At 73.8% G+C, this 18,964-nt stretch carries 12 protein-coding genes; 4 read left to right on the plus strand and 8 right to left on the minus strand.

The genetic code is table 11. The annotated features are described in order from the left end of the window. Positions 1 to 139: 139 nt before the first annotated feature. The 3 genes from IEJ02_RS22685 to IEJ02_RS22695 all read right to left on the minus strand — a co-directional run bounded on the left by IEJ02_RS22685 (position 140) and on the right by IEJ02_RS22695 (position 4,462). Positions 140 to 1,369, minus strand: coding sequence for a glycosyltransferase (locus IEJ02_RS22685; protein ID WP_191066536.1), 1,230 nt, complete (start codon positions 1,367 to 1,369; stop codon positions 140 to 142). A 118-nt stretch (positions 1,370 to 1,487) separates the two neighbouring features. Next, entirely contained in the window at positions 1,488 to 2,654 is a 1,167-nt protein-coding gene (locus IEJ02_RS22690) for a glycosyltransferase family 4 protein (RefSeq protein WP_191066537.1), read from the minus strand. Between the two features lie 383 nt (positions 2,655 to 3,037). Beyond that, entirely contained in the window at positions 3,038 to 4,462 is a 1,425-nt protein-coding gene (locus IEJ02_RS22695; RefSeq protein WP_191066538.1) for a HEAT repeat domain-containing protein, read from the minus strand. A gap of 313 nt (positions 4,463 to 4,775) precedes the next feature. On the opposite strand from IEJ02_RS22695, the gene IEJ02_RS22700 reads away from it, so the two are divergent. Then, positions 4,776 to 6,287, plus strand: coding sequence for a PP2C family protein-serine/threonine phosphatase (locus IEJ02_RS22700; protein WP_191066539.1), 1,512 nt, complete (start codon positions 4,776 to 4,778; stop codon positions 6,285 to 6,287). Between the two features lie 224 nt (positions 6,288 to 6,511). Here IEJ02_RS22700 and IEJ02_RS22705 read toward each other — a convergent pair whose 3' ends face one another. Next, a complete protein-coding gene (locus IEJ02_RS22705) occupies positions 6,512 to 8,020 on the minus strand; it encodes a DNA-binding protein NsdB (protein ID WP_191066540.1) in 1,509 nt (502 codons plus the stop codon). Positions 8,021 to 8,267: 247 nt separating this feature from the next. Here IEJ02_RS22705 and IEJ02_RS22710 point away from each other — a divergent pair, with 247 nt between their 5' ends. Both IEJ02_RS22710 and IEJ02_RS22715 read left to right on the plus strand, forming a co-directional pair. Further along, positions 8,268 to 9,371: an aminoglycoside phosphotransferase family protein gene (locus IEJ02_RS22710; RefSeq protein ID WP_137976708.1), complete on the plus strand. Its 1,104-nt coding sequence runs from the start codon at positions 8,268 to 8,270 to the stop codon at positions 9,369 to 9,371. A gap of 168 nt (positions 9,372 to 9,539) precedes the next feature. Continuing rightward, positions 9,540 to 11,564, plus strand: a complete 2,025-nt coding sequence (locus IEJ02_RS22715) for an N-acetylmuramoyl-L-alanine amidase (protein ID WP_191066541.1) — start codon at positions 9,540 to 9,542, stop codon at positions 11,562 to 11,564. Positions 11,565 to 11,666: 102 nt separating this feature from the next. Here the strand turns inward: IEJ02_RS22715 and IEJ02_RS22720 are convergent, their stop codons facing one another. Next, positions 11,667 to 12,167 (minus strand): hypothetical protein, encoded by a 501-nt coding sequence (locus tag IEJ02_RS22720; protein WP_020873536.1) that lies wholly within the window; start codon positions 12,165 to 12,167, stop codon positions 11,667 to 11,669. 61 nt (positions 12,168 to 12,228) lie between these two features. Further along, positions 12,229 to 15,156 (minus strand): ATP-binding protein, encoded by a 2,928-nt coding sequence (locus IEJ02_RS22725; RefSeq protein WP_223864260.1) that lies wholly within the window; start codon positions 15,154 to 15,156, stop codon positions 12,229 to 12,231. A gap of 252 nt (positions 15,157 to 15,408) precedes the next feature. Between IEJ02_RS22725 and IEJ02_RS22730 the strand changes: the two genes are divergently transcribed. Then, on the plus strand, positions 15,409 to 16,509 hold the full coding sequence (locus IEJ02_RS22730; RefSeq protein WP_191066543.1) for an isoafricanol synthase: 1,101 nt from the start codon (positions 15,409 to 15,411) through the stop codon (positions 16,507 to 16,509). 68 nt (positions 16,510 to 16,577) lie between these two features. Here IEJ02_RS22730 and IEJ02_RS22735 read toward each other — a convergent pair whose 3' ends face one another. Further along, positions 16,578 to 18,410, minus strand: a complete 1,833-nt coding sequence (locus tag IEJ02_RS22735; RefSeq protein WP_191066544.1) for an AMP-dependent synthetase/ligase — start codon at positions 18,408 to 18,410, stop codon at positions 16,578 to 16,580. 269 nt (positions 18,411 to 18,679) lie between these two features. After that, positions 18,680 to 18,925: a DUF397 domain-containing protein gene (locus tag IEJ02_RS22740; protein WP_191066545.1), complete on the minus strand. Its 246-nt coding sequence runs from the start codon at positions 18,923 to 18,925 to the stop codon at positions 18,680 to 18,682. Positions 18,926 to 18,964 lie beyond the last annotated feature (39 nt).

Consider the following 18,964-nt stretch of genomic DNA (forward strand, 5'->3'; position numbering starts at 1 on the left):
TGCGACGTGTCCCGGGTCCGGCCCGTCCGGTGCGGGGCGGCCGTGGAGTCCCGCCCCGCACCCTCCGTCCTCGTCAGGGCCGTCTCCGTACGAGACGCTTCCGTACCAGCGCGGTCCCCCGTGTGAGCGCCGGCTGCGCTCACCGCACACCGCCGACGGCCCGGGGCGCGGAGACCGCCGGAGCGGCCGGGAGCGCGGCGGCCGGGAGCCGGCCGCCGTCGGCGCACCGGACGCCCTCGGTGGACGCGTCATGGGCGGCCAGGAAGGAGGCGACCGCCGCGGGCCAGCCGTAGCGCTCGGCCCGGGCCCGGGCCGCCGCCCGGCGCAGGGGCTCCGAGCGGCCGAGGACGCGCTCGACGGCGTCCGCGAAGGCCGGTCCGTTGTCGGCGGCGGTCTCGCCCGCCGCACCGACGATGTCCGGCAGCGCGGAGAGCGCGCTGACGACCACGGGCGAACCGCAGGCCAGGGCCTCCAGCGCCGCGAGGCCGAAGGTCTCCGCCGGGCCCGGCGCCAGCACGACATCGGCGCTCGCCTGGATGGCGGCGAGCCCCGCCCGCTCCGCCACATGGCCGAGGAAGACGGCCGGAAGCCCCTCGGCGCGGGCGCGGGCCTCCAGGCGCGGCCGGAGCGGCCCGTCCCCGGCGACCACGAGCGCCGCGGAGACGCCGCGCCGCCGCAGCTCGGCGAGCGCGTCGAGCGCCCGGCCCGGCCGCTTCTCGGGCGAGAGCCGCGAGCACATGGCGATGAGCACGGCCGCCTCACCGCGGTGGTGGTCCCGCAAGGCGGCGTCGTGGTGGGAGGGGTGGAAGTGGCCGAGATCCACGCCCAGCGGGGCGCGTACGACGTTGCGCGCGCCGATCCGTACGAACTCGCGCGCCGCCCATTCGGTGGTGCAGACGATCCGCGAGTACGCCCGCGCGGTACGGAGGTTGAGCCGGTCCGCGGCTCCCTGGGCGAACGCGTCCGGCACACCCCAGGTGCGCAGCACGGCGTCCGCGCTCTCGTGGGAGACCATCACGGCCGGTACGCGGGCGCGCCGCGCCCACTCCCCCGTCCAGCGGAGGGAGGTGCGGTCCGACACCTCGAGCCGGTCCGGCGCGAGGCCGTCGAGCAGCCGGGTGAGCCGCCGCCGGTCGGTCAGGACGCGGTAGCCGCCGGTGCCGGGGATGGTCGGCCCGGGCAGCGTGATCACCCGCCCCTGCCGGGTGTGCTCGTCCGAGACCCGCTCGCCCGGCACCACCAGGACGGCCTCGTGCCCGGCCACCTGGTACCCGGCCCCGAGCTCGCGCAGCGCGGTGCGGAGGCCACCGGAGGCGGGGGTGACGAAGTTGGCCAGCCGGACGATGCGCAGCCCCTTGGCGTCGCTCATGTTCCGCTCTCCTCCCACCGGGCTCATGCCGTGCCCCCTTGATTCGCTTCTCCGCCCGCGCCGCGCACAGGCGCGCGCCTCGCCATCCACCGCGGCCCTGCGGCCGCGCGTGCGGCGCTCATGCGGCGACCGCCGTGCGGGCCGCCAGGACCTCGGTGTAGTGGTCGATGAGCTGGTCGCCGATCGCCGCCCAGGTGCGGCCCTCGACCGCCTCCCGGCCGGCGTGCCCCAGCGCCGCGCGCCGCTTCGCGTCGGCCGCGAGCAGCGAGACGGCGTCGGTCACCTCGGTCGCGTCCCCGGGCGGCACCAGCAGTCCGGTGCGCCCGTGGTCGATGAGGTCGAGCGGGCCGCCCGCCGCGGGCGCGATCACCGGGACGCCGCTGGCCTGGGCCTCCTGCACGGTCTGGCAGAAGGTCTCCTGGGGCCCGGTGTGGGCGAAGACGTCCAGCGAGGCGAAGACGCGGGCCAGGTCGCCGCCGGTGCGGCGGCCGAGGAAGCGGGCCCTCGGCATGGCCGCCCGCAGCGCGGGTTCGCTCGGCCCGTCCCCGACCACGACCACCTGGATGCCGGGGAGCTCGCTCAGCGGCGCGAGCAGCTCGACGTTCTTCTCCGGGGCGAGGCGGCCGATGTATCCGACGATCAGCTCACCGCCGGGGGCGAGCGAGCGGCGCAGCTCCGGGTCGCGGCGCGAGGGGTGGAAGCGCTCGGTGTCGACCCCGCGCGGCCACAGCCGGATCCGCGGCACGCCGTGCTCGTCCAGGTCGCGAGCGGCGGCGGTGGAGGGGGCGAGGGTGCGGTCGGCGGCGGTGTGCACGGCGCGGATGCGGCGCCAGGCCGCGCTCTCGCCCGCGCCGAGGTAGGTGCGGGCGTAGGAGCCCAGGTCGGTCTGGTACACGGCCACCGCGGGTATCCGCAGCCGGAGCGCGGCCGTCATCCCGCGCGCGCCCAGCACGAAGGGGCTGGCGAGGTGGACGACATCGCTGCCGTGGGAGGTGATCGCGGCCGCGAGCTTCCGGCTGGGCAGTGCGACCCGCACCTGCGAATAGCCGGGCAGCGGCAGGGACGGGATACGGACGACGGGGTACGGATGCGACCGGTCCATCTCCCCTTGGCTCTCGGGTGGCCCGCCGGCCGCGGCGGGCGGTGGGCCTCCGGGCGGACCCGCCGGTGCGATGACCAGGGGGTGATGACCACGGCGGTGGAGGTGGTCCGCGGTCTGCAGCGTGCAGTGAGCGACGCCGTTGATGTCGGGTGGGAAGGATTCAGTCACGATGGCGACACGCATACCGGTGTTGTCGGCGTACGAAGGGTGGCCCCGGCATCGTGAACGTTTCGCGCCGTGGAACGTCCCATGAGCGTTGGCCGTCGCACCCCGCGGGGCCCGTTAGGGGCCCCTGGAGGGAGCACGGCAAACCCGTATGAACCCGCTGGAATCGGCGGCCGGTCACTCGGCGTGAATGTTTCGCTGCGAACGCCCTGCTCGGGGCGGAGCGGAGATACGGAGGGTGATGAGGCCTTCACCCACGCCCGGAAAGACGCGCTCGACGCCTCGAGGGTTGCCTGCGTCCGATACCTCGAGGTCGCCTGCGCCCGGGACCTTGGAGGTGTCCGCGCCCGACGCCTCGGAGGTGCCTGCCCCCGGGGCCGTACGCCGGGGGCGGCCGGGGGTCAGAAGCCCGGGGTCTCGGGTCCGATGCGGCTGCGGACCGCCGTCTGGACCTCGGCCTCCTCCGCCGGGTCGGCGGCCAGCCGGCGGAGCTGTTCGACGACGCGGGCGTCGGCGGTGGCGGCGTGGCGGGCGGCGACTTCGCGGGTGCTCTCCTCGCAGTCCCAGAGGCATTCGACCGCGAAGCCCGCCGCGAAGGACGGATCGGTGACGGCCAGCGCGCGGGCGGCGCGGCCGCGGAGGTGGGAGGAGGCCGTCTCCCGGTAGATATGGCGCAGGACGGGCGCGGCGCAGGAGATCGCCAGGCGTCCGGCGCCGTCGACGAGCGTCCACAGGTTCTGGGCGTCCGGGCCCTCGGCCCGGACCGTGCGGCGGAGGGCGGCGAGCACGAGCGGGGTGTCGTACTGACCGCCGCGGCAGGAGAGCATCGCGGCCGCCGCGTCCCCGAGGGCGTCGGGGCGGTGGGCCCAGACCCGGGCCCGGTCGAGGGCGGCGATACCACGCATGCGTTCGAAGGCGGAGAGGGCCGCCTGGGAGACCAGCTGCGAGGCGTCCGGCTCGGTCACGGCGGCCTCGATCAGATCGAGCACCTCGGGGTCGCCGGTCTCCGCGAGGTGCCGCAGCGCCGCGGCGCGGGCGGCGTCGGGGGCCGACGCGGCGGCGGCGAGGAGTTCGGGCCGGTCCTCGGGACCGGCGACGGCGGCCAGACAGCGGGCGGCCGCGTCGGGGCGGTGGGCGTCCGGCTTCAGATCGTGTTCCCGCTGGGCCCACAACAGGATGTCGTGGACGCTCCAGCCGGGGCGCGGCCCCGAGGGCCGCAGCTGGCGCTGCCATCGGTCGAAGGCGCCGCGCTCGGCCGCCGCGCGCACCCGCGGCCCGTGGTCCGGATCGTCGGCCCACAGCCGCCAGGGCCGGGGTTCGTAGGCGCCGCGCACGACGGCGGCCAGTTCGGCGTCGCCGTCGGGAGTCCGGGGGAAGCGGGCGAGGATCGCGGGCGCGAGGCCGCGCAGCCCGGTGTCGTCGTCGCGCAGGGCCAGCTCGTCGAGGGCCCATTCCCAGTTGCTGCCGGCCGCGGCGTAGCGGCGCAGCAGCCGCAGCGCGTCGGACCTGCCGTAGGCGGCGAGGTGGCCGAGGACGGAGAGGGCGAGCCCGGTGCGCGCCTCGTCGTCGTTGACCAGGTCGTCGGGGTGGAACAGATGCTGTTCGATCTCGTCGAGCCCGGCGTCGAGGTCCAGACAGAGCCTGGCGTAATAGAGCGAGCGGTTCTCGACCTGCCAGTCACGGCGGGGGTCGCGCAGCACACAGTGGTGCAGTGCCGCGAGCGCCTCGGCCCGCGGCGCGGCGAGGGCGTGCAGGGTCCCGTCGCCGCGGCCTCGCTGCAGGAGGCCGAGCAGGGTGCCGCTGGGCGCTATGTCTGGATCGAACATGAGGTCAGCATCCGGTGCGGGAGGTTCGCTGGCAACGGGATTTCCATCGATCGGCATTCTTGCCGATGTCCTGCCGCCGTATGCCTGATGAACGGCGCGAGACCGAGGGACTCCCGAGCGCCGCAGCCTACCCGGAATCACGCCCTCCGCCGATTCCCGCCCGACATGCCCCCGGAAGGCCATGGGCATATGCCACAAGCACCACCGGATCGGGTATTGCCAAACCGCTTACGGGATGTCGCAGCCTGTGCAAGAGTCGTTACCGGTCCCTCCCTCAAGACCCGGCCGCGCCGCGCCCGTATCGGAGAACGTCATGCCGTCCCCCCGCTCCGCGGACCATCCCGCCGTATCGCCTCCCCAGCGTGAGACGGTGGACGCCCTCATCTCACAGACCCAGCGGCTCCGCGGCGGGCTCGACGCCGTCCGCCGTGACACCGTCGCGGACCTGGGCGGTACGGATGACGCGCAGGTGCGCTGGCAGCGCGCGCTGTGCGAGCTCGCCGTCCACCAGCTGGACGATCTGGGCCGGCATCTGGGCGAGCTGCGCGAGGGACTGCCCGCCGATGCCCCCGGGACGGTCGATCCCGCCGAGCCGAAGGCCGACGCGACGGCAGAGGCCCCGGCCGGGAGCGAGGCCGACGGCGACGCTCCCACCGGCCGCGGTTCGCTGCTGAGCCGGGTCGGCAGCGCCGAGTGGAACCTCCTCACCGACGAGGTGACCTGGTCCGACGAGCTCTGCCGGATCTTCGGACGCGACCCCGAGGACGGCGGGCTCACCCTCGACGAGCTCCCCTCCTGGGTCTTCTCCGAGGACCAGCCGATCCTGACCGCGATGGTCACGGACTGCCTGGTGGACGGAAAGCCCATCGACGGCGAGTTCCGAATCGTGCGCGCGGACGAGGTGGTGCGCACCATCCATATGGCGGGCGAGCCCGTGCTCGACACCGACGGCAGCACCGCCTCCATGTGGGCCGTGCTGCGGGACGTGAGCGAGCTGCGCCGCAGCGAGCGGGCGGTGCGCGAGAGCCGGGACACGCTGCGCCACCAGCGGCGGATCGCCCGGACCGAGCGCCGGCTGGCGGTGGAGGTGCAGGAGGCCGTGCTGCCACCGTGGCGCGGCTCCCTCCGGCTCCCGGCCCGTGACGGCTTCCCGGGCGCCGGCCCGGCGGCCGACGGCGCCGCCCTCGACCTCGCCGCCCACTACCTCCCCTCCGAGTCCAGCGCCCAGATCGGCGGCGACTGGTACGACGCGCTCGAACTCCCCGAGGGCCACACCCTGCTGAGCGTCGGCGGCCTCACCGGCCACGGTGTGACCGCCACCTGCGGCATGGCCATGCTGCTGGGCGCCGTGCGCGGCATGGCGGTGGCCGGGATCGAGCCGGGCGCGCTGATGGGGCGGCTCAACCAGCTGCTCGCCGTCTCCTCCCAGCCCGCGCTGGTCGGCGCCGTCTGCGGGCGGTACGACCCGCGCACCCGCACCCTGGTGTGGGCCCAGGCCGGACACCCCGCCCCGCTGCTGTTCCGCGACGGGACGGGGCGCCCGCTGCGCTCTCCCGATGGCGTGCTGCTGGGCGCCACGACGGGCGCCGCGTACACCCAGTACGAGGAGCTGCTGGAGCCGGGCGATCTGCTGGTGCTGCACACCGGACGGCTCGCCCGGGACACCGAGGGCGCCACCGAGCGGCTGCTCGCGCTCGCGCCACGGCTGACCGCCGCCCAGGGCGCACAGGAGTGCGTACGGACGGTGGCCGAGGCGTTCGGCGACGAGCCGCGCGAGCACGACGCCTGTGTGCTGATCGCCAGGGTCACCGGCACCCACGCATGACAGGGTCACCGGCACCCACGCATGACAGGGTCACCGGCGCCCGCGCATGACGCGGCGCCCCGCGTCGGCGTGGCGCGGTGAACGGCCCCTCGTAAGGCCTCGACTCCCCGTAAGGCGTTGACCCCGCGTAAGGCATCGGCCCTTCGTGTGGCGCTGACCCCGCGTAAGGCGCTGACCCCGCGTGCTGCCCCTCGTCATGCCCTTCGTACGGCGTGGCCCCGCCGCTAGACGGCCGCGCTCTTGGCGATGGGGCCGGTCCCTTTCAGCCCCGTGCCGCCCTTCCCCGCACCTCCCTTCGGCATCACCCGCTGGATCTCCTCGCGCAGCTCCCGGATGGCCGGTGAGGTGCCGTACCGGCCGGTGAGCCGGTACATCTCGCGCAGCCGGTCCCAGGTGCGGTGCGAGGAGTTCTGCTCGATCGTCAGCAGCGCCATCCGGGCATAGCGCTCGGCCTGCTCGGGATCGTCGCCGATGAAACAGGCCGAGGCGATGGAGATGTGGTCGAAGATCTGGGACCGCTGGCGCCCGCCCTCCCGCATCCGCAGCGCCTTCTTGGCGTGGCTCTGCGCGATCCCCGCCGCCCCCGGCTCGTGCTCGGCGAGCGTGCGGTAGACCAGCCCCTGCATCCCGTGCAGATCGGCCTCGTTGAACAGCTGCATCCAGCTCGGCGCCGGCCCGTCGTCCCGGTCCGAGACGAACAGCTCCTCCGCCTCGCCCAGGGCGCGCCGGACCGCCTGGCCATGGCCCTTGGACGCCTGCGCCCATGCCTCGATGGTGCAGAACATGGACCGGGTGCGCGGCAGCGCCGCCTCCCCCGCACCGGACTTGGCCAGTCTCATCAGCTCCAGGGCGTCGTCCGGGCGGCCGAGGTGCACCATCTGACGGGCGGCCCGGGAGAGCGCCTCGCTCGCCCGGGGCCGGTCGCCGCCCTCGCGGGCCGCGTGCGCGGCGATGACGAAGTACTTCTGGGCGGTCGGCTCCAGGCCGACGTCATGGGACATCCAGCCGGCGAGGACGGCCAGATTGGCCGCCACCCCCCACAGTCTGCGCTGCAGGTGCTCGGGGTGGCGATAGGCGAGCATGCCGCCCACCTCGTTGAGCTGGCCCACCACGGCCTTGCGCTGGAGCCCGCCGCCGCGGGCCGCGTCCCAGGCGCGGAAGACCTCGACCGAGGTCTCCAGGGCGTCGATCTCCTGGGAGCCCACGGGGGCGGCCTCGTAGCGGTCGAAGCCCACGGGCTCGACGGAGAGGGGATTGTCGGTACGGGGCGCGTCGGTGGCGAGGGTGGGGTCGGAGAGCAGAAAGTCGCTCATGGCACCGGTGATGGCGGATCCCGCGGCGAGCGCGGCACCCGCACCCACCAAGCCGCGTCGGTTGAACATAAGGTCCATTCCCGTGAATTCGGTGAGGACCGCGGCCGTGGACTCGGGCGGCCAGAGCAGCCCGTCGCCGGACTGCCCCTTTCCCGCGCGCCCCCCTCGTCCGAACCCGAGATCCTCAGTGGTCACGACTCGACCGAGGCGCTCGGTGAACAGGGCCGCCAGCACCTTGGGCACGGGATCGCGCGGCGTCTCGCCGGTGTCGATCCAACGCCGCACCCGCGAGGTGTCGGTCGCCAGCTGCGGATGGCCCATGGCCGCCGCCTTCCGGTTCACGAGCCTCGCGAGCTCCCCCTTGGACCAGCCGGCGAGGCCGAACAGGTCCGCAAGACGGGTGTTGGGTTCCCTCGTCACGTCAAGCCCCCAGGTTCCTCGGCTGACTTGACAGTAACGGTCCCGTCACGAGCCGTGCGACTATTCGCCAGGGTTCGCCAGGGTCCGCCAGATGGTGTGCCACCCGCACAGGGGTGTGATGTAGGAGTGCGTTACCCGGCCCGGTGGCGGCTCGAGTTCGACCGAACCGCATTCCCCAGGGTGCGGCCCCGCCCCGGGGCCGGGTGCGTACGCAATTCGTCGGCACGCGAAGGGATCTGTCTCGCCCATGTACGCAGCATCGTCCTCCGTGTCCGTCCCGCCCCGGCCGTACCGGCGGCAGCTGCCCGGCAATGGGCCGTACCTCGATCCCGCCCCCGGCGGCCGGGCCCGGCGGACCGCCGCCCTCGGCCCCGTGCCGCCCCGCGGGAGACTCGACTTGTCCGGTCCACAGGGTGCGCAGCTGCGCACCGCGATCACCTCGGTCCACCGCATCTGCCCGGAGTTCAACCCGGTGCAGGTGCTGCGGCGCAGCGGACGGTCCGTGCTCCTGATCGGGGCGACCGGGCGCAGCACGGCGGTGGCCAAGTGCCTGCTGGACCACTCCCCCGCGTGGGCCGAGCGGTTCCGCCGGGAAATAGCGATGTACCGGGCGTTCGTCCGCCAGCGCCCGCCGGTGCGGGTGCCCCGGCTGATCGCCGCGGACCCGGACAACTGCGCGCTGGTCATCGAGCGGATGCCCGGGCGGATCGCGGCCGCGCAGCGCCATCCCACCGAGCCCCCGCCCCGTGCCGATCTGGGCGCGGTGCTGGGTGCGATCCGCCGGGTCAACCAGTGGCGGCCGCCCGCCGATCTGTTCGACGCCCCCATCGACTACGCCGCCCGGCTGGCCCGCTATCACGAGCTCGGGCTGCTGACCGACCGGGACATGGGCGATCTGCAGAAGCTGCTGCGCGGCGTCTCACACGCCTGCGGGCGGCAGACCCCGGCGCAGTTCTGCCACGGCGACGCCCTGTTGAACAACGTCCTGCTGTCCCCCGCGGGCCCGGTGCTCCTCGACTGGGACCACGCGGGCTGGTATCTGCCCGGCTATGACCTGGCCACGCTGTGGACGGTGCTGGGCGACGCCCCCGTCACCCGGCGCCAGATCAGCCAGTTGGCGCAGGCCGCGGGCCCGGCCGCGCGGGACTCCTTCCTGGTGAATCTGATGCTGGTGCTGACGCGGGAGATCCGCCAGTACGAGACCGCGGTGCAGCGCACCATGCACGACCCCGCTCCCGTGGTGCCGGGCGCGGTGCCGGCCGGTGAGGAGCAGCGGCTGCTGCTGCGCCGGCTGCACGACGACTGCGCGCTGGCCCGGCGCGCGGTGCGGGCGGCGGTCGGCACCCGCTGAGCGGAGGCGGAGTGGCGGCCGCCCGGCGCGTCACCGGTCTGGACCGGTGACGCGCCGCAGGCGGGCGACCATGCGAACGTCCGTCCGGGTGACGGCGATTGACGCCACGCCTGGCAGCGCATATCTCTAAGTGGCTCGGCTCGGCCCGGCCCGCTTGAGGAGGCTGCAATGCCAGGATCCGCACAGGACAGCGCCCACGACGCGAACAGAGCCCCGTCCGGTCCCACCCGGAGAACCACGCTGCGCACCGCGGGAGCCGCGGCGTCCGCCGCCCTTCTGCTCCCGCTGGTCTCCGCCACCCCCGCCGCCCATGCCGACCAGCGGCGGGCCGATGCACCTGGTGCCGACGGCGGCGCCCTGCAGCGCGCCTTCGCGGCCGCTGCCGCCGAGTACGGCGTTCCGCTGAGCGTGCTCCTGGGCGTGTCGTATCTCCAGTCGCGCTGGGACGGCCACCGCGGCGCGCCCAGCGTCACCGGCGGCTACGGCCCCATGCACCTCACCGACGCCCACACCGCGCTGCTCACCGCCCCGCACCACAGCCAGGGCACCGAGGACGCGCGCGGCGATCTCGCCCGGCCGCTGAGGGTGCCCAAGGCCACCGTTCCCCAGCCCCGGCAGCTGCCCGCCCGGCTGCGCACCCTCAGCCGCGCCGCGGACCTCACCGGGCTGTCCGCGGAGGCGCTGCGCGGCGACGAGAGCGCCAATGTGCGCGGTGGCGCGGCCCTGCTGGCCGCCACGCAGAAGCGGCTCGGGCTGCCGTCGAGCGAGGACCCCGCCGACTGGTACGCGGCGGTGGCGGCCTACTCCGGCGCCGACGACGCCGCGGCCGCGGCCTTCTTCGCCGACGAGGTGTACGGGGTGATCCGCGGCGGTGCCGCGCGGACGACCGCCGACGGCGAGCGGGTCTTTCTCGACCCGGCGCCCTACGTCGCCCCGGACACCCGGCAGCTGCGCACGCTCGGTCTGCCGTCCCGGGCGCGGGATCCGCGGGTCGAGGCCCCCGAGGACGTCTCCTGCGAGTGGATCCCGGCGCCCTACGAGGAGTTCGGGGAGGGCGACTACGGCAACCACGACCTGGGCGACCGCCCCTCCTCGCAGTCCATCGACTACATCGTCATCCATGACACCGAGGGGTCCTGGGACACCACCATCAAGCTGGTCCAGGACCCCACCTATGTGTCCTGGCAGTACACCCTGCGCTCCTCCGACGGGCATATCGCCCAGCATGTGCCGCTCAAGGACGTCGCCTGGCACGCGGGCAACTGGTACGTCAACGCCAAGTCCATCGGCCTGGAGCACGAGGGGTTCCTGACCGCCCCGGACGCCTGGTACACGGAGGCGATGTACCGCTCCTCGGCGCGGCTGGTGCGCTACCTCGCCGAGCGGTTCGGCATCCCCCTGGACCGCCAGCACATCCTGGGCCATGACAATGTGCCGGGCACCACCGCCGCCACCATCAAGGGCATGCACACCGACCCCGGCCCCTACTGGGACTGGGCGCACTACTTCACCCTGCTCGGCGCGCCCTTCCGGCGCACCGCGGGCTCCTCCGGCGGCCTGGTCACCATCCGCCCCGACTACGACACCAACCGGCCCGTCTACACCGACTGCGAGACGGCGGGCCAGGCGTGCGCCCCGCACGGCTCGGCCGCGGTGCGGCTGCACACCGCGCCGAGCGCGGACGCCCCGCTGGTCAAGGACATCGGGCTGCGCCCGGACGGCTCGGACTCGACGACCGGGGTGAATGACACCGGCGCCCGCGCCACCACCGGGCAGCAGTTCGCGGTCGCGGGGCACGAGGGCGACTGGACGGCGATCTGGTACCTGGGCCAGCGGGCCTGGTTCCAGAACCCCAAGCGGCGGCCGACGGCGGTGAGCGCCAAGGGGCTCGTGGTGACGCCCAAGGCCGGGGCGGCGGAGGTTCCGGTGTACGGCCGCGCCTACCCGGAGAAGGAGGCGTATCCGGAGGGCGTGCCGGTGCAGGCGGTCTCGCCGCTGCCGTACAAGCTGCTCGCCGGGCAGTCCTATCCGCTGGGGCTGAGGACGCGGGGCGAGTATCTGTGGGCGACCACCTTCGATCCGGCCGGTCACAAGGTGGTGCGCGGCCAGGACGTGTACTACCAGATCCAGTTCGGGCACCGGGTGGCGTTCGTCCGGGCCGCCGATGTGACGGTCCGGCGCTCGGGGAAGTGAGACTGACGGGCCGTCAGCCCGCCGTATGACGGACGGCAGGGGCCGTGAGCGACCGTACGGGCCTCTCACGGCCCCGGCGAAGGTCCAGCAGCGCTGCTTCTCTCAGCGCTGCTGGAACATCTCCGCGGGCAGCGGCTTGAGCAGCCGGTACAGATCGTCGGTGATCGGCCGGTCCCAGCTGGCGATGGTGACGAGCACGCCATCGCTGCGGTCGAACTGGGCGCAGGAGATCCGGCCCTCGGAGAGCTTGATCCGGCGGACGATGAGCAGATTGTCCTCGTGCATGACCGGGCTGTCCTCGGTGTCCACCACCTGCACCGGCTCGTCGTTCCCCAGCGCCGCCAGCAGCTGGGTCACCTCGAACGGCGGCTGGCCCTCGGCCACCTCGCGGGCCGGGGAGCCCTCGGGCAGATTGCCGATGATCATCGCCGGGCCGCGGCCGCCGAACAGGTCGTAGCGCAGGAAGACGCCCTGGCAGGTGCCGTCCGGAGCGGGCAGCAGCCCCGCACCAAGATCGCCGGGCCAGTCTCCCGGGTCCATGGCGAGGACGTCGAAGTCCGGCCCGGTGGGCGTGGCGGCGCTGCGGCGGCGGAGGAAGGACATGCCGACATGGTACGTGGCCGCGCGCCGGTTGCCGTGCCGGGGAGCGGCCGGGCCGCACCCCTCATCCGGGGTCGGGCGCCGGACGCCGCGGAAGGCCGACCGTGGGGGTGATGAGCCGCTTGGCCAGCCCGGCCCGGTCGGTGCCGACCTTACGGTAGACATCGGACAGCAGCCGGGCGACCTCACGCTCCTCCAACCCCGTGGCCTCGCCGATCCGGGCGTCCGACCAGCCCTCGGCGGCCCGCTCGGCGACGGCCTGCTCCTGCGAGGTCAGCGGGCTGGCGTGATCGACGCGCAGCTGCATGGGGCGCAGTCCGGCCGCCGACAGCTCGTCGCGGGCCCGGGCCGCGAGCGCGTCGGCTCCGCAGCGCACCGCTCCCTCCAGACCGCGGTAGAGCCGGTCGCCGGCCTCCTGGGGCAGCCCGATGCGGCGCAGCGCGGCGCCGTGGTCGACCAGCGCCACGGCCAGGTCGTACGCGGCCGGTGACCGCATCAGATGGCTGACGGCCTCGGCCAGCAGCTTGATCCGGTCCGGCCCCTGGGTGACGGTGGCGGCGGTGTGCAGCGCCTTGCCGATCGCGGAGTGGGTGCCGAACTGACGGGCGCGGCGCACCGCGTCGTCGGCGACCTCGGCGGCCTGCCGGGGATCGGTCAGCGCGAGGCCCTGGGCGAGGTGGAGCTGCCAGGGGCACCAGGCGGGGTTGCGCATACCGCGTCCGTCCATGCGGCGGCCGACCTCGGTGAGCTGCTCGCGGGCCTCGCGGTGCAGATTGGCGGCCAGCAGCAGCTCACCGCGGACCGCCGGCACATCGGGGCAGAGCGTGGCCTGCGGCAGGGTCTCGCCGCGGTGCCGGGCCGCGAACTCCTGCGCCTCCCGGACCCGGCCCCGGCAGATCAGCGTTCCGATGAGGGTGCCGACCGCGGTCCAGTGGGCGGGTGTCGAGGAGCCCACCAGGTCGGCGATCCGCATTCCCTCACGGGCCAGCTCCTCCGCCTCGCCGAGAGCGCCGCGGCGCAGACGTGCGTAGCCGAGGAGGGTGAAGCCGAACGCCAGGTGGGAGCCGCGCCAGCCCTTGCGCTCGCATTCGGCGATACCCTTGTTGAACAGCTCCTCGGCGCGTCCGGGCTGGTCGCAGTGGAGGAAGACCAGGGCGACCAGGATGGGCACCTCGAAGCCCCAGTCGTCATCGGTCCAGCTGAGGCCGTCGCCGAGGGCCTCCTCCGCGTAGTGCAGGGCGGTGGCGACCGGCTCTCCGCGCGTCATCGCGTCCCAGGCGCGCAGCCCCATCAGATAACGCTCGGCCATGCCGCGGCCGGTGAGGTGGTCCGCGAGCCGGGCCAGCCGCCGGGAGCGGGCGGGCGACTCCTTCTCGTCGGCCCGGAACATGTTCCACATCAGCTGCTCGGTCTGCATCCGCAGCCGGGCGCGGGCGCTGGTGGCCCGCCCGACCTCCTCGGCGAAGACCTGGGCGGCCTCCTCCATCCGGCCGCTGTGGCCGTACGCCTGGGCGAGCCGGTAGGTGATCGCCTCGCGCAGCTCGGGGCCGAGCGCGGGCTCCTCGAGCGCGGCCCGCAGATGGTTGACGGTGACGTCGGGCTCGGTGAGCTGGGCGGCGCAGCCCAGCTCGTACAGCACGGCGGCGCGCTCCTCCAGGGCGGGTGGTTCGCGCAGGGCCCGCGCCAGACAGCGGCGCCCGGCGTCGGGGGCTCCGGCGCGCAGATACTCCCGGGCGGCCGCCCGCAGATGGCGCACCACCCAGGGGTCGCCCTCGGGGTGCATCTCCAGCAGATGCCGGCCGGCGGCCGCGGAGCCGAGGCCCGCGCCGAGCACCACGGTGGCGGCCTGGCCGTGCATGGCCACGCGCAGGGCGCCGGGGATGGCCTGGTAGACGGCGGTGGCGATGAGCGGGTGGAGGTACTCCAGGGGCCGGGTGCCGTTCCCGGGGTGCGGCGGGGCCAGGATCCGCGCGTCGACGAGCCGGGACACCACATCGGCGGCCTCGGTCTCGCTGAGCCCGGCGACGTTGGCGGTCAGCGCCGGGGTGGCCTCGATGCCGAGGACGGCGACGGCCCAGGCGAGGCGGACGGCGGCGGTGCCGAGGCGGGTCAGCCGGTCGTTGAGCCCGCTGTCCTTGGCCGAGGAGACCAGCTCGCGCAGCGCGGGCAGGTTCTCCGACTGCGGCTTCAGCCGACGGTCGCGGATCTTGGCGGTGAGCTCGGTGACCTCCCAGGGGTTGCCGCCGGTCATCGCCCAGCACTCGCGGCAGAACGCCTCGTCGGCGTGGTCCCCGAGGACCTCACGGACGATCCTGCCGACTCCGCTCGGGGTGAGCGGCGCCAGCACATGGGGCCGTGATCCCTGGCGCTCGGCCAGGGTCCGTATCGCGGCGACATCGGCGGTCAGCTCCTCCGGGCGGTAGCCGACGGCGAGCAGCAGGGGCAGGTCGGCGGTGCGCGGGGCGAACCGGGTCAGCCAGTCCAGCGATTCGGGGTCGGCCCAGTGGACATCGTCGAGGATCATGACGACCGGGGCGTGCTCCACGGCGAAGCGGGTCACCAGCCAGTCGAGGCCGTCGCGGACGCCCTGCGGATCGGGCGCCCCGCCGTTGCCCGGGACCATCAGGCCGACCGCGGGCGCGACGATCTCGTACCAGCCGCCCAGGATCCTGCGGTGCTCGTCCTCGCCGGTCGCCGCGAGCACCGGCTGGAAGAGCTGGCGCACCACATGGAAGGCCGCGCCCTGTTCGTGCTCGCCGCCCCGGGCCCGGAGCACGGTGCAGCCGCGGGCGGCGGCTCTGCGGCGCGCCTCGCCGAGCAGCGCGGTCTTGCCGACGCCGCCGGGCCCCTCGAAGGCGATCACTCCGCCGCCGCGGGTCCCGGCCCCGTCGGCGGGATCCGTACCGCACAGTTCGGTCAGCGCGGCGTCCACCGCGCGCAGCTCGCGCTCCCGCTCCAGCAGTGTCCGACGCGTCCGGTTCTGTTGGCTCATGTACTCCGCCATGTTGCTTCCCCTCCGGCAGGTGACGCCGAGCGTAGCGCGGATGGCACGCTGCGTAGCTCCCCCATGGTGGGATTTCCGCCGGGCATTGCCAGTGGCACACGCCAATTCACCACCTCCTCTATCGATGCCACGTCTCGCACGCGAGGATGACCGGATTCAACGGGTCGGCCAGATACCGCTTTCGCCTGTGGTATATGCGGGCTCGGGCTGCCCGAACGACGAAGGGGGCGGAGACCACTCATGCACTCGCACGCTGCGCGACCACACGCCCGGCGGACGGCACTGCTGCGCCGGGCGGCCCTGTTCGGCTTTCCGGCCTCCGCAGACCTCAGTCCCGGCACCGAGACGGCCAGGCACCACACCATCCAATGGCTTTCGCGGTTCGGCGTCTTCGAGGACCGCGCGTCCGTCGCGGAGTACGACGCGCTCCGCTTCGACGTGCTGACGGGCCTGTTCTACCCCCGGGCGACCGGCGCCGATCTGAACCTGGGCAGTGACCTCGTGGGCTGGTACTTCGTCTTCGACGATCAGTTCGACGGGGAGCTGGGCTGCCACCCGGAGGCGGTGGCGCGGCTGGTGGCGGACGTCATACGGATCACCGACGAGGACCTGGCGCACGGCAGGGCGGGGGACGGTGACGGGCCGCTGCTGGAGAGCTTCCGCGACCTGTGGCGCCGGATCAACTCCGGGCGGCCCCAGGTGTGGCGGGACCGCTTCCGCCACCACTGGCTGGAATATCTGCACTCCTACCACCGCGAGGCGCTGGAGCGGACCGGCGCCCTGCCCGGGGCCGGCGGCGCGGGCGCGCCGCGCTCGGTGGAGGACGTGCTGGCGCTGCGGCGCCACTCGATAGGCGTACAGCCGTGTCTCGACCTGAACGAGCCGTTCGGCGGCTACACCCTGCCGCCCGCGCTGCACGGCGGCTATCCGCTGGCCCGGATGCGGGAGGCTACGGACGATGTGGTGGTCTTCACCAATGACATCGCCTCCCTGGACAAGGAGCTGGCCGTCGGCGACGTCCACAACAGCGTCATCGTCCAGTGGGAGCGCGCGGGTGGTGAACTGGAGGACGCGGTACGCCATATCGCCGACCTGGCCAATGCCCGCTACCGCTGGTTCGAGGAGACCGCGGCCGGACTGCCCGCGGTGCTGGCCGAGACGGGGGCCGGTCCGGACACCCACCGCGCCGTGGCGCGCTATGTGGACGGCATGCGGCATGTGATGACGGGCAATCTGGGCTGGTCGCTGCGTACGGCCCGGTACGACGAGCAGGGCACCGAGGCGGTCAGCGGAGGGCGGCAGCGGCCCTGGGCCCAGCTGACCGGGGCTCAGCCGGCGTAGCGCCACTCGACCGCTCGGCTCGCGTGGCGCCACTCGACCGCTCGGCTCGCGTGGCGCCACTTGACCGCTCAGCTCGCGTAGAGCTGCTCGATCTGCGCGGCGCAGACCTTGTACACCGCGTCGCGCCGCAGTTTGAGCGTGGGCGTCAACAGCCCGTCCTCGACGGTGAATTCCTTCGGGAGGATGCGGAACGCCCTGATCGACTCAGCTCTGGACACCGAGAGGTTCGCCGTGGAGACCGCCTGCTGGATCTCCGCGTGCAGCGCCTTGTTCGCCGACGCGTGCTCCCGGCCGACCGGGAGCCGCGCGTCGACCACCTGGTGCCAGCGCCTCAGCATCTCGGCGTCCAGGGTGATCAGCGCCCCGACGAAGGGGCGGTTGTCGCCCACCAGGACGCACTGCGAGATCAGCGGATGCGCCCGCAGCCGCTCCTCCAGTGGCAGCGGGGAGACGCTCTTGCCGCCGCTGGTGATGATGATGTCCTTCTTACGGCCGGTGATGGTCAGATAGCCCTCGCCGTCGAGGAATCCGATGTCTCCGGTGCGCAGCCAGCCGTCGCGCAGCGCGGCCCCGGTGGCCTTCGGATCGTCCACATAGCCCGCGAAGACGGTGCCGCCGCGCACCCATACCTCGCCGTCCGGCGCGATGCGTACCGCCGTGCCCGGCATCGGGCGGCCCACGGTGCCGTGCCGAGGGCGGCCGGGCGGCTGCGCGGTGACGGCGGCGGTGGTCTCGGTGAGGCCGTAGCCGTTGTAGACGGTGATCCCGGCGCCCGCGAACGTCAGCCCCAGCTCCCGGCTGAACGGTGAGCCACCGGTGACCGCGTAGCGCACCCGGCCGCCCAGGACGGCTCTCAGCCGCCGGTAGACCATGTGGTCGAAGACGGCGTGGGCGGCTCTGAGCCCGGGGCCCGGCCCCTTCCCCGCGCCCTGTGTCTGCTGCTCGACCGCCGCGGCGTGGCGCACCGCCGTGTCCATGGCCCGCTCGAAGAGCGAGCCCTTGCCCGCGTCCCGGGCGGCGGTCCGGGCGGCTCCGAGGATCCGCTCGAAGATGTAGGGCACCGCGAAGACGCAGGTCGGGCGGAAGGACTGGAGGGACGGCAGCAGTGCGGCCGGGCTGAGCTCGGGCTCGTGTCCCATGAGGATGCCGCCCCGCACACAGAGCACTTGGACCATCAGTCCGTAGATGTGGGCCAGCGGGAGGAAGGCGAGGACGGCGGGCCGCTGCCCGGGCTCGGCGAACAGCCCGCTCCAGCCCGCGAACAGGGTGTCGCATTCGGCGGCGAGATTGGCGTGGGTGATCTCGCACCCCAGGGGCCGTCCGGTGGTGCCCGAGGTGTAGCAGATGACCGCCGTACAGCGCGGTTCGACGAGCCAGCGCCGCTCGGTGACCAGTTCGTCGTGGACCCCGGCGCCGCGCCGCCACAGCTCCGCGACGCACCCATGGTCCATCTGCCAGATGGAGCGCAGCGCCGGAAGGGTGTCGCAGACGGCGCCGACCGTCATGGTGTCGTCCTCGCCCTCCACCACCACGGCCACGGCCCGCGTCTGGGCCAGGATCCAGCGCACCTGCTCCGCCGAGGAGGTGGGGTAGACGGTCACCACCTGGGCGCCGACGGACCACAGGGCATAGCTGAACAGCGTCCACTCGTAGCGCGTCCGGGCCATCAGGGCCACCCGGTCCCCGAACCGCACTCCCTCGGCCAGCAGGCCCTTCGCCAGCGCCAGGACCTCGTCACGGAAGGCCGCGGCGGTCATTGGAGTCCACTGGCCGCGGTCGGCGGCGTCGCGCCGGGCGAGCTGGATCCTGTCCGGTTCGCGGTCCGCCAGCTCGTACACCGAGTCCGCGAGCCCGCCCGCGCGCAGCGGTTCCACCATATGAGGGAGACTGAATTCGCGCACGACACCCCCTTTTCAGCCGACTTTCCGCCCCGCACAACGGGGAGGTGGGAGGGAAAACTACCTCCCGGGGCCGGGGCTGCATAGAGCGCGGACGATTCTGCTCCCGCCCACGGAGACCCGGCGCGACCTGCCGGAGTTACCGTGAGTCACGCCCACGGTTCGGCATGGGGTGTGAAGGTTTGACGACGTTCTGGTCCTGGCCGATAACGCACTACGGGGCGGGCCCTCCGGTCCGGCCGGATCCGCCCGCCCCGATCAGCCTCCCCGGTTCAGGTGAGGTCGAACTCGCCCTCACGCGCGCCCAGGACGAAGGCGCGCCACTCGGCCGGGGTGAAGATCAGCGCCGGCCCCTCGGGACGGCGGCCGTGGCGCATCGCGATGAATCCCTCGACGAAGGCGATCTCCACATCGCCCACGCCCTGGCTGCTCGACTGCCATTGGGCGCCCGAGAGGTCGAGTTCGGGCTTCTCGCCGCTTCCTGTCAGTGGCTGTTCGGTGGTAGTGCTATCGGCCACGTCAGCTCATCCTCCCGCATCGTCGTCCGCGCCCCACCC

It is taken from the genome of Streptomyces sp. 5-10 (genome assembly GCF_014712245.1).
Classification (GTDB): Bacteria; Actinomycetota; Actinomycetes; order Streptomycetales; family Streptomycetaceae; genus Streptomyces; species Streptomyces violaceusniger.